General features: G+C 45.2%; 8 protein-coding genes. 5 read left to right on the plus strand and 3 right to left on the minus strand.

All coding sequences use genetic code 11. The annotated features are described in order from the left end of the window. The first annotated feature begins 172 nt into the window (after positions 1-172). Together L990_RS06520 and L990_RS06525 are read left to right on the plus strand one after the other, a co-directional pair. Positions 173-1,747 (plus strand): peptide MFS transporter, encoded by a 1,575-nt coding sequence (locus L990_RS06520; RefSeq protein WP_047446701.1) that lies wholly within the window; start codon positions 173-175, stop codon positions 1,745-1,747. Between the two features lie 67 nt (positions 1,748-1,814). After that, positions 1,815-2,030, plus strand: a complete 216-nt coding sequence (locus tag L990_RS06525) for an RNA-binding S4 domain-containing protein (RefSeq protein ID WP_047446703.1) — start codon at positions 1,815-1,817, stop codon at positions 2,028-2,030. Between the two features lie 65 nt (positions 2,031-2,095). On the opposite strand, the gene L990_RS19915 is transcribed toward L990_RS06525, so the two are convergent. Together L990_RS19915 and L990_RS06535 are read right to left on the minus strand one after the other, a co-directional pair. Further along, positions 2,096-2,347 (minus strand): hypothetical protein, encoded by a 252-nt coding sequence (locus L990_RS19915; protein WP_156121401.1) that lies wholly within the window; start codon positions 2,345-2,347, stop codon positions 2,096-2,098. Positions 2,348-2,876: 529 nt separating this feature from the next. Beyond that, positions 2,877-5,048 (minus strand): S9 family peptidase, encoded by a 2,172-nt coding sequence (locus L990_RS06535; RefSeq protein ID WP_081981629.1) that lies wholly within the window; start codon positions 5,046-5,048, stop codon positions 2,877-2,879. Positions 5,049-5,179: 131 nt separating this feature from the next. Here L990_RS06535 and L990_RS06540 point away from each other — a divergent pair, with 131 nt between their 5' ends. Then, positions 5,180-5,908 carry a DNA alkylation repair protein gene (locus L990_RS06540; RefSeq protein WP_047446708.1) on the plus strand — a complete coding sequence of 243 codons (729 nt, stop codon included), beginning with the start codon at positions 5,180-5,182 and terminating at the stop codon, positions 5,906-5,908. Between the two features lie 354 nt (positions 5,909-6,262). Here the strand turns inward: L990_RS06540 and L990_RS06545 are convergent, their stop codons facing one another. Next, positions 6,263-8,764, minus strand: coding sequence for an outer membrane beta-barrel family protein (locus L990_RS06545; protein WP_047446710.1), 2,502 nt, complete (start codon positions 8,762-8,764; stop codon positions 6,263-6,265). A gap of 188 nt (positions 8,765-8,952) precedes the next feature. Here L990_RS06545 and uvrA point away from each other — a divergent pair, with 188 nt between their 5' ends. Beyond that, positions 8,953-11,757, plus strand: coding sequence for an excinuclease ABC subunit UvrA (gene uvrA, locus L990_RS06550; protein ID WP_047446712.1), 2,805 nt, complete (start codon positions 8,953-8,955; stop codon positions 11,755-11,757). Between the two features lie 27 nt (positions 11,758-11,784). Beyond that, positions 11,785-12,330 carry a hypothetical protein gene (locus tag L990_RS06555; RefSeq protein WP_047446714.1) on the plus strand — a complete coding sequence of 182 codons (546 nt, stop codon included), beginning with the start codon at positions 11,785-11,787 and terminating at the stop codon, positions 12,328-12,330. Positions 12,331-12,353: the final 23 nt, after the last annotated feature.

The following is a 12,353-nucleotide window of genomic DNA, read 5'->3' on the forward strand; positions in this document are numbered from 1 at the left end:
ACCATCGACCATTCTTGCCAAAATAACGCTGATATTTATTTAAGCTAACAACTGTAATTAAATCCTTCGAAGTTCTTTATAAATGGAAGATAAAAAGTTGCAGAACGTTTCGGAATTAATATCTTTGCCAGCAATCAAACACAATTAACACTAATTTAAAACAACAATAGATATGTTTAAAGGACAGCCCAAAGGTTTAATAGCTGCTGCCTTAGCGAACATGGGGGAGCGCTTCGGCTTCTACATTATGATGGCGATATTAACGCTGTTTATATCTGCTAAGTTTGGCCTATCTGAAACCACTACCGGATATATTTATTCGGCTTTTTATGCATCAATTTACTTGCTAGCACTTGTTGGTGGTGTTATTGCCGACAAAACCAAGAACTACAAGGGGACAATCCTATTCGGTCTTATTTTAATGGCCGTTGGTTACCTCCTGATTTCGATTCCAACGCCTACTCCAGTACCAAGTTTGGCCCTTTACCTAACCATGACCTGCTTGGGTCTTTTGGTTATCGCTTTCGGTAATGGTCTTTTCAAAGGAAACCTACAGGCGCTTGTTGGTCAGATGTACGACAACAAGGAGTTTAGCGATAAGAGAGACTCTGGATTCCAGATCTTCTATATGTTTATCAACATTGGAGGTTTCTTCGCACCTTGGATTGCTATTGGTGTAAGAAACTGGTGGTTGAAGGTGAACAACTTCGACTACAACGCAAGCCTTCCTGAACTTTGCCACAAGTACCTTGCTGATGGCAATAATATGAATCCTGAGTCGCTATCTCGCCTTCAAGACTATGCCAACGCGGCTATTCTAGATAAGACTCCAGTAACCGATCTTACCGCTTTCGTAAACAGCTACCTTGATGTTTTCAACCGCGGATTCCAGTACGCCTTCATGGCTGCTATCGTTGCTATGGTGATCTCGTTGGTTGTTTTCTTGCTTAACAAGAACAAATTCCCAGATCCTGCTAAAAAGGCGGTTGCTAAAGATGCTGCTCACAAGATTTCGAGAGAAGAGGTACAGATGAGCGCCCACGAAATTAAGCAACGTATCTATGCGCTTTTCGCAGTTTTCGGTGTGGTTATTTTCTTCTGGCTTTCGTTCCACCAAAATGGCTACTCGCTAACCTACTTTGCGCGCGACTATGTAGACTTGAGCGTTATTAACATCGACCTTGGGTTTACAAGCATAAAGGGAGCGGAAATCTTCCAAAGCGTTAATCCATTCTTCGTTGTTACCCTTACTCCACTTATCATGTGGCTATTTAGCTTCATGAAGAGCAGAGGTAAAGAAACGTCAACTCCAATGAAGATTGCTATCGGTATGGGGATTGCCTCTATGGCCTACATCTTCCTAATGATCTTCTCTTTCGTTCTTCCTGGAAAGGAAGCGCTAGGTTCTATGTCGGAAGCTCAAATTAGCGCAATTCGTGTTACTCCTTGGATTATGGTTATCCTTTACTTTATCCTAACCGTAGCCGAGCTGTTCATCTCTCCACTTGGACTATCATTCGTATCTAAGGTTGCACCTCCACACCTACAAGGTTTGATGCAAGGTGCTTGGTTGGCTGCAACGGCTGTAGGTAACTCGCTTCTATTTGTTGGTGGTATCCTTTACACTTCAGTACCTATCTGGGCTTGCTGGTTGGTGTTTGTGGGAGCAACAGCAGCATCGATGTTGGTTATGCTATCGATGGTTAAGTGGCTCGAAAAGGTAACCTTGAGCTCATCTCAAGCGTAGTAAAATACTCGATTATAATACATAAAAATGGCTACCTTTACGGTGGCCATTTTTTTATAGGATACACATGAAGAAGATTGAATTTAAGCTCACCAAGGGCGATTTTATACAGCTTACCCAGCTTATTAAGGCGGTAAATATATCGAGCAATGGCGCCGAAGCAGGCGTGATGGTGGAAGACGGCATTGTGAAGCTGAACGGTAACGTCGAAAGCCGTAAGCGCGCCAAGATACGCGTGGGCGATGTGGTGGAGGTACTCGAGCACGAAATTCATGTGCTGTAGGTGTGCTGATACTTGATTGGATCGCTGTTTTAAGCCTAAGCCGCATTGCATGCGGTTTTTTTAGTTTACATACTTTGGGGGATAGTGTCCCCTTGTAGGTGCTCCGTACCACCTCGGAGGTCCAACCGACCACCTATACAGGTGGTAGCAACCACCTCGAAGGTGTATCGAACCACCCTGATAGGTATTCCCGACCACCCTTGTAGGTGCTCCGTACCACCTCCGACCCCCTCTGACCCGGTTCCGAACCCCGTCGGATACGTTGCATAACCCCAACGGATACGTTGTGCAACCCCGTCGGATACGTCCCGGACCACCCCGGATACGTTGTACAACCCCGCCGGATACGTCCAACGACGCATCGACCCGGTTCCGAACCCCGACCGACCACCTCCGAACCCCTCTGATCTGGTCTTGAACCCCGTCGGATACGTTGCATAACCCCAACGGATACGTTGTGCAACCCCAACGGATACGTTCCGGACCACCCCAGGTACGTTGTGCAACCCCAACGGATACGTCCAACGACGCATCGACCCGGTTCTGAACCCCGACCGACCACCTCCGAACCCCTCTGACCCGGTTCCGAACCCCGTCGGATACGTTCCGGACCACCCCAGATACGTTGTGCAACCCCAACGGATACGTCCCGGACCACCCCAGATACGTTATATAACCCCAACGGGTATATTGTACGTCGTCTTTGAGGTGGCCTCGAAACCGAGGTTTCGTTTTACTTCTGGAGCTTCCTGTATGGCTATGAGTTCGGTTTATCGGCGAAATCGTAGGGATAAAAAAAGAGGGCCTCCTTAAAAGGAAGCCCTCGAAAGCTCGTTGGGTGAGGTACTACAGGTTGGCCTCAACGTATTCTACAAATTTGGTGTGTAGCTGTGTTCTGGTTTTTCCTCCGTAAATGCTGTGGTTCTTGTCGGGGTAAACCATCATATCGTACTGCTTGTTGGCTTGGATTAGCTTCGACACCAGCTCGTAGCTGTTTTGGATGTGCACGTTATCGTCGGCGGTGCCGTGTACGATAAGCACCTTACCCTTAAGTCCGGCAACATGGTTGATGGGCGAGTTGTCGTCGTATCCCTTAGGATTGTCTTGAGGTAGACCGTTAAAGCGTTCGGTGTAGATGCTATCATAGTACCTCCAGTTGGTTACTGGGGCAATGGCGATGGCCATCTTAAATACGTCGGCGCCTTGGAAAATGGCATTAAGCGACATGAATCCGCCGTAGCTCCATCCCCATATACCGATGCGGCTTTTATCTACGTAGGGAAGGGTACCTAGATACTTAGCGGCGTTAATTTGGTCTATAACCTCCAGCTTTCCAAGCTGGCCGTAGGTTTGCTTCTTAAACGCTTCGCCACGGGCGCCGGTGCCACGGCCATCTACACATACCACCAGGTAGCCTTTCTGAGCAAGCACGTTTTCCCAGCCCAATCCCCACGAATCGAGCACCTGCTGCGATCCGGGACCGCTGTACTGGGTCATAAATACGGGGTACTTGGTGCCCTCGTTAAAGCCAACTGGCTTAATCATCCAGCCGTTAAGTACTACGCCTTCGGGGGTGGTAAAGCTGAAAAATTCCTTTGGGTTAAGGTTGTACTCCTTGACTTTTTCCTGCAAAGCCGAGTTGTCTTCGAGCAGGCGTATTTGCTTGCCGCTGGCCTCGTGTAGGGTTATGAAGGTGGGAGTGGAGGTGCTGCTAAAGAAGTTGATGTAGTACTTGCAGCCTGCGCTAAAGGTGGCATGGTTGGTGCCGGCAAGGGTAGATAGCTTCTTGTTAATCTTCCCGTTTAGCGAGGTAACGTACAGCTCGCGCTGCATGGGCGATATGGCAGCGGCTTGGTAGTACACCAGCCCCTTCACTTCGTCTATCCCGGCTATCTCGGTAACATCCCAGCTGCCTTTGGTGAGCTGGCGAACCTGCTTACCGTTCATATCGTAAAGGTACAGGTGGTTGTATCCGTCCTTTTCGCTGGTTATGATAAATTGCTTGCCGTTGGCAAGGAAGGTGAGGTACTCGTCAGTAACCTCAGCAATGTAGCGGTCGTTTTTTTCGGTGTATAGGGCGTATGATTCGCCTGTGCCGGCGTTGGCAACCAGAATGTCTAGCTGGTTTTGTAGGCGGTTAAGGCGTATCATGGCCAGCTTGTTGGGGTCCGTAGTCCACTTTATGCGGGCAATGTACTGGTTATCCTCGTCGCCAACGTTCATTTTGGTTGATTTGGCAGCCGCAAGATCGTAGCAGTAGATTGATACTACCGAGTTTTGCTCGCCAGCCTTTGGATACTTATAGGTATAGTTGCTTGGGTAGAGCTGGTTTTCAAACTTATTCATGTTGAAAAGCTTTACCCTCGATTCGTCGAAACGGTAGTAGGCTAGCTTCTTGCTGTCTGGCGACCAGGCAAAAGCTTTGGCGAAGCCAAACTCCTCTTCGTATACCCAGTCGGTCGATCCGTTGATGATTTCGTTGAATTTTCCGTCGACGGTAACCTGCGTTTCTACGCCAGAGGCTAAATCTTTTATGTAAACGTTGTTATTTCTAGCAAAGGCAACCTTTGATCCGTCGGGAGAGAAGGTGGCGTAGCTCTGCTTGCCGTTAGTTGATAGAGGGCTGATTTCCTTGGTTGCTCGGTTGTACACGAAGTAATCTGCCGTAAACGAGCGGCGGTAGATATCCTCGTAGTTCGTTAGTAGCAGCATCTCCTTTTCGTCGTTGCTAAAGGAGTAGTCTACAACCATGGCAATTTTTTTGCTGGCCAGCTGTTTCCCTGTTAGAATGGTGTCGGCTACTTTTCCAGTTTGGTAGCTATACATTAGGATGTTGGCGCCTTCGCGAGCGGTATAGTGCATTCCGTCCTTCATGGAGGATAGCCCATAAACGGATTTAGCCCTAAAGGTTCCCTTCTCGGTGAAGTCGGCAACCGTTACGCTCTTCTTTTGCGCAAAACCAGACATTCCTAAAAACATCGCAGCGGCAAGGACGGCTGCAGCTCTAAGTTTTGTCATTTGTTACGTTTTTTGATGTTAGTTCTTTTCGCTAAAAGTATGGAAATGGTGCTAATGCACCAAGCTATTAGACCGCGTTTTATCCCCAAAATTGTGCTACATTTATGCATAAACATTAATAAGTTACTCCTATGTGTAAGGAATTGGTAGAAATGCTTATGGCTTTAGGAAGTGCGGAGGTAAAAGTTAAGGTGGAGTACTTCTTTAAGACGGGTAAGGGGCAGTATGGCGAGGGCGATCAGTTTATTGGATTAAAGGTGCCCACCATACGCCAAACGATAAAGCCCTACCAGCATCAGCTCTCTCCGTTGGATGCGGAGTTGCTTGTTCAATCGCCGTTTCACGAGATCCGCTTGGCTGGTTTGCTGATTTGGGTGGCGCAGTTCAAAAAGGCGAAGGATTCCCAGCAACGAAAGGCCATTGTAGATTTGTACCTAAAGAACACCAAGCATGTCAACAACTGGGATTTAGTAGATCTGAGCTGCGTTGAGATACTTGGGGGATACCTGCAGGGCAGGCCTAAGGATTTGCTCTTTAAATTATCTCTCTCAGAAAGCCTATGGGAGCAGAGAATTGCGATGGTAACCACGCTTGCGTTTATCCGAAAAAACGAGCACGATACAGCGCTGCTGCTGTGCGAGCACTTCCTTTCTCATCGGCACGATTTAATGCACAAGGCATCAGGTTGGTGCTTGCGTGAGATTGGGAAAAGGAATAAAGCGGCTCTGGTTGCTTTCTTAGACCAGCATGCGGCCATTATGCCGCGTACAATGTTGCGCTATAGCATTGAAAAAATGGATGATGAGGAGCGAAAATACTACTTAGATGCAAAGGAGAGGGCGTTAAAACATAAAAGTTGATTTTTAAGAGAAAAAATCACGGAATCGACTTGTTGGGTCTGAAAAAAAAGAGTACACTTGCACTGGAAATTGAATGTTATTAAACACAAAATATTTCTCAGCATCTAGCAACTTAATGGGTTCAATTGAAACAGGTTGGATTCTTAAGTCTGTTGATTTGGGTTTGGTTGAGACAGAGCGAAAGTTCTGTTTAATTGTTTGACTTAATTTCGGCTAATGCAGCTGGCTAACGTATTTCCAATTGCTGAGTGAGGATTGCGTGTGGTTTTTGTGAAATAACCTACTAGTTGAGCAATAAAAAAATTAAGGCTGTACGTAAGTACAGCCTTTTTCTTTATCTGATTTACTTCTGGGTTAGTTTCCACCACCACCGCCTGTTGTACCACCTTTGTTTCCGCCGCCTTTCACATCGTCGTTGTTAATGCTGCGAGCAGCCTTCTTTACGGTTTGTCCCATCTTCCCAAATCGGTAGGTTACCGAAAGGCGGAAGGTGCGCATTTCCGATTCGTTTCTGTTGTAGGTAACTAGCGTAGGAGAGACAGAGCTTGTTTCCCATACCTGCATCTTCTTAAACGGATTGTTTGCTGATATCGTTAGGGCCATCTTCTTATTCATGAAATCTTTGCGGAGGCTGATTCCATGGTAGGAAAAGGGTTGTGTTTTCTCAAATAGCTCAATTCTTTTCGAATGATATCCTCCGTAACTCGATAGGGTAAATGACTTGAGGAAGGTCCAGCGAAGATTTCCCCCGAAGTTGTAATTCCATCCCTCTTTTTCCACAAATTTTGGAGCTAACACCCCATTCGTAAAGTCTTGGGTGTATCCATCAAACATACCATATTCCACATCGCCATAAGCGCTAATAGAGAAGGTGGGAAGTGGGTTAACTGAGCCGTATAGTGAGAGCCCATACTGGTTGTTTTTACCCAGATTATCGAATGTCTTTTCGTAGGCACCCGATGATTGTGGCTTGTATACCGTTTGGATTGCATTATTGTTTAGCCTAGCATACATGCTGATGTCGAAGCTATACTTTGAGGCAAAGAAGTTGTATCCCAAGTCGAATGAGTTAACTTTTTCGGTCTTAAGGTTTGGATTTCCGTAAGAAATCATGATTGGATTTACATCATCGATATAGGGGTTTAGGTACCAGATACTAGGGCGCTGTAGGCGCTGTGTGTAGGATAGTTTAAGGCTGCTTGCATCGCCCATGTTGTACGAAATGGTTGCATAGGGAACTACATCCGTTAGGCTGTTGGTAAACGACATGTCCTTCCCTTTTTGGTTGTAAGAGCCGTCGGTATAGCAATCTTCTAAGCGGGCACCTACTTTGAACGATGTTTGGTTTAGCTTGAGGAGGTAGCCTACATAAGCTGCAACAATATTTTGGGTGTAGTCTAGGTCATTGTTTCGGCTATTGTCCGGAATCCAACTATTAGACTGTTCGTTGTAGTTGTAGTAGTCGATATTGCTGGGGTTGGTACGAAGAATGTACTTTACTCCAACTTCGTACTGATGCTTTGGGGTAATGGGGTTCACAAAATCTGCTTGGAAGGTGTTTTCGTAGGTTCCTGCTGTATTTTCCGACCTGTTTTTGGAGGGGAGATAATTTTTTATACCAACAATTTCTCTGTCGTACTTGCTCGATGTTGGGTTAACATCTAGTTTGTAGGAGAAGGTTAGCAGCTTATCTGGTTTTTTGTACGAGCGTTGGTAGTCAATATTTCCGCTCATAGAGCCGTAGGTTCCCTTACTTTTGTTGATATTTCGGTATTGTGTTACCAGCTGATTTACCGAGTTATTGTCGGGAAGATACATCGAGGTGAGTAGGTCGTTGTTGCCAGTATTGGAGCCAAAGAAGCCCATAAAAGATCCGCTAATCAGGTTTAGCGAGTCTATTTCGTAGCTTAATTCGCCGCTAGCAAAATGGTTGTTGCTGTTGTTTTTGCTAGCTCCTTCGGCAATCGATGATTTAAATTCGGTGCCAAGAAGGTTTTCGATGCTCGAGTATTGTGTTCCCTTGGGGCGTTTCCATTGACCGTAGCCGTAGTTAAGCGAGAAAGCCAACTTCCCAACTTTGGCGGTTGTATAAATGTTGCCACCGACGCTGCCAAAGTGGTCTACTCTGAGCGATGCGTTACCCGAAAAACCTGAAATATTGGTTTTGTTGGTTACAATGTTAATAATTCCACCTACACCTTCAGCACTATATTTAGAGGAGGGGTTGGTGATAACCTCAATGTTTTTGATGCTGCTTGCAGGCATCCCTTTAAGCACATCTTTGGCATTGTTGTTCATCAGCGGCGATTCCTTCCCGTTGATGAGGATTTTGTAGTTTCCTGCCCCTTTGAGCTTAATGTTATCGTCTCCATCAACGGTGAGTAGAGGAACTTTACGCATCATGTCCAGTGCATTAATCGTTTGTGCTTCTGGATCTGCCTCGGGGTTGTAGCTTATTTTATCGGGTTCAACCTTTATCAGCTGGCGCTGAGCCTGTACAACCACCTGTCCAATCTGGGCAAGCGTTTCGGACATTAGCACATTGCCGATGTTAGTTTTTTTTGTGTTGGCTTTAATGCTAAAATTTGCTTTAGAGGTGCCGTAACCGATGGCGCTAACAATAACCTGTCCTGCGGTAGGCTCTTTAACCGTAAATTCGAAGGTCCCGTCTCCATCGGAAGCTACCCGTTTGATAACCTTGTTGTGCCCGTCTTGAACGGTAACGGTAACAAAGGGAACTCCCTTTTTAGAAGTTGAGTCGATGGCCTTACCAACTACGATGTAAGAGCCCAAATCTGCACTCGCAAGGAATGGAAAAAGTACAGACAGGAATGTAACTAGTAATAATTTATTCATACATAAAAGCGGATTAATTCTTAACATGCTTAATAGACGCAGATTTTTAAAAAAGATTACAAAGTTAGCTTTATTTGTGAGGCGTGTTTAAGGGGGCGTGCAGCTTCATTTAACGTCGTAAACATCTGGGGGCTTTTCGGGTTATCCGCAAAGTTGGTTAACTTTGAAAGTTCTTCTAAAGGAGTAAAATGTCGGATAAAAAACAGCCAAAGTGCATTTCAGTAAGGGGTGCTCGGGTTCATAATCTTAAGAATATTGATGTGGATATTCCACGCAATAAGCTGGTTGTCATAACTGGGTTGTCGGGCTCGGGAAAGTCGACTTTAGCTTTCGATACGATATTTGCCGAGGGGCAGCGTCGTTATGTAGAAAGTTTGTCGGCATATGCTCGTCAGTTTTTGGGGCGTGTCAACAAGCCTGATGTCGATGATATATCGGGAATTCCTCCTGCTATTGCCATCGAGCAGAAGGTTAATACGCGTAATCCTCGTTCTACTGTCGGAACATCAACCGAAATATACGACTACATTAAGCTGCTGTACGCGCGTATTGGAAAAACGTACTCACCAGTAAGTGGTTTAGAGGTAAAATCGCACTCGGTGACCGATGTGGTGGACTTTATACTGCGCCAGCCCGAGGGTACGCGCCTGCAGATTATGGCTCCATTAACTTTCGACCCACAAACTGGTGTTATTGCCAAGCTTACCCTCTTGATGAAAGAGGGCTTTCAGCGTTTAGAGGTTAAGGGCGAAGCCATGCGAGTTGAGGATGTTATCAAGGCTATTGATAGCATTGATGCTTCAGAGATATTTGTGATTATCGACCGTGTTGCAGCGAACTCCGATGAAGATTCTATTAGCCGTTTTGGCGATTCGGTGCAAACTGCTTTTGGCGAAGGGAGTGGGATTGTTGCTCTTAAAGTTTTTCCAACTGATGGTGAACCTTTTGTTGAACATTTTTCTAACCTTTTTGAGTTGGATGGTATTCAATTTGAAGAGCCTAACGTTCATCTTTTTAGTTTCAATAGTCCCCTAGGTGCATGCCCTAAGTGTGAAGGATATGGAAAGGTCATAGGCATTGATGCGGATCTTGTTATACCAGATAAGTCGCTTTCTGTTTATGAGGATGCTGTGGCTCCATGGCGTGGGGAGGGGATGAAAGTTTGGAAGGATGAGCTAGTATATAATGCGGCAAACTTTGACTTTCCAATTCATCGAGCCTACCAAGATTTGACACCTCAACAGCAAAAATTACTTTGGAAAGGCAACAGCCATTTCTCTGGGATTGACCGATTTTTTGAGTATCTGGAAGAAAAAAAGTACAAAATACAGTATCGGGTGATGCTCTCAAGGTATATGGGCAAAACCATTTGCCCTGTTTGCAACGGGGCTAGGCTGAAGCCCGAGGCTTCTTATGTTAAGATAGGAGGTGTTACCATCAGCGATTTGGTGTTGATGCCTATCGAAGATCTTCATTTGTTCTTTCAAACATTGGAGTTGGATGAGCACGACACGAAGGTGTCAAAACGTATTATGGTAGAGATCCGCAACCGGCTGCAGTTCATGACAGATGTGGGGTTGGGCTATTTGACTTTAAATAGGTTGTCCTCTACATTGTCAGGAGGAGAATCGCAGCGCATCAATCTAGCAACCTCTTTAGGAAGTAGTCTTGTTGGCTCGCTATATATTCTGGATGAACCTAGTATTGGGCTTCACCCTCGTGATACACATCGTTTAATTAAGGTTTTAAAGCAGCTACGTGATCAGGGAAATTCTGTCGTGGTTGTAGAGCACGAAGAGGAAATTATACGTGCTGCCGATGAGATTATAGATATTGGACCAATGGCTGGACAGCATGGAGGTGAGGTTGTTTTTCAGGGCCCGCACACCAACCTTTCTCAGTCGGATAGGTCGCTTACGGCAAAGTACTTACTTGGTGTCGAAAAAATAGAGGCACCGAAAATTCATCGTAAGTCGAGCAGCTTTATCGAGGTGCAGCGTGCGGCAGAAAATAATCTGAAAGATATTTCGGTGAAGTTTCCTTTAGGCATTATGACGGCTGTAACAGGTGTTAGCGGTTCTGGGAAATCAACATTGGTTCGTCGGATTTTATTTCCAGCCTTAAATCGTGCTATTTTAGGAACAGGCGATAAGCCTGGTAAGCATCAAGGCGTATCAGGAGATATCAAATCGATAAAAGGAATCGAGATGGTGGACCAAAATCCCATTGGAAAATCGTCGCGTTCTAATCCCGTTACCTACATAAAAGCATACGACGAAATACGCAAGCTATTTTCGGAGCAGCAGTACGCTAAGCAGAATGGCTTTACTCCATCGCACTTCTCGTTTAATATAGATGGAGGTCGTTGCGAGGAATGTCAAGGCGAAGGGATTATAAAGGTTGAAATGCAGTTTATGGCTGATGTTACCCTTGTTTGTGAAAGCTGCGGAGGAAAGCGTTTTAAGTCGGAAATATTGGAGGTTCGCTATAAAGAAAAATCTATCTACGATATACTGGAAATGACAGTTGACGAGGCTATTGACTTTTTTGTAGCACAAGGGAATAATTTGACCAAAAAGGTCGCCGAAAAGTTGAAGCCTTTGAAGGATGTTGGGTTAGGGTATGTCCGTTTAGGACAGTCATCCAGTACGCTCTCGGGAGGAGAGGCGCAGCGTATCAAGTTAGCCTCTTTCCTATCGAAGGATAATACCAGTGGCCCTCTTTTGTTCATATTTGATGAACCCACAACAGGCCTGCATTTTCACGATATTCGTAAGCTTATGGATGCTTTTCAGGCTTTGCTATCTAATGGGCATACCATCATCATCGTCGAGCACAATATGGATGTAATTAAGTGCGCTGATTGGGTGGTGGATCTGGGGCCTGACGGAGGCGAAAAAGGCGGCAATTTATCTTTTGAAGGAACGCCAGAGGAACTTGCCAAACGCAGTGATTTGCATACTGGACGTTTCCTTGCCCTCCATGTAAAGTAGAGAATAAACAAAGAAAAATTCATATTTATGGATAAGAATATCCAGCTAGATGCGCAGATTAAGAAGATTATAGAGCTAGTTCAGCAGCTACGGAAGATTGATAGTGATGAGTTTAAAGATCACCTAGAACAGGTTCGTAACTCTAGTGATATCCAAATCATACCTTACCTTGTAGAGTTATTAGCAGAGGAGAAGATTGAGGAGGAAAAAAAGAAGGCTATTTTAGAGTTGGTTATGGATATTAAGCATCCTGAAGCAGCAAAGCTACTAACTCAAGGCGTAAAATATTTGCGAGGAACGGCAGAACTACAGTCTTACCTTGCTGCCTTATGGCAAAACTCGTTGTCTTTTGCAGATGATTTAGAGTTGTATGTGGAGCTTGTACTTACAGCAGATTACTTAACAGCTTATGACGCATTTACCATTATCGAAAATTCGGCAGGAGATGCTAGCCCAAAAGCGATCGCGTCTGCAATTGGGACTTTAACAAAGGGATTAGATACTCAAGATGAGAGTAAAAAGCCCATGGTTATGGAGTTAATAAAGGTATTAAAAGAGTTTGAATCGCTTTAGTTATACGAAAAGGAGAGGGAAGT

The organism is Alistipes sp. ZOR0009 (genome assembly GCF_000798815.1).
Lineage (GTDB): Bacteria > Bacteroidota > Bacteroidia > Bacteroidales > ZOR0009 > Acetobacteroides.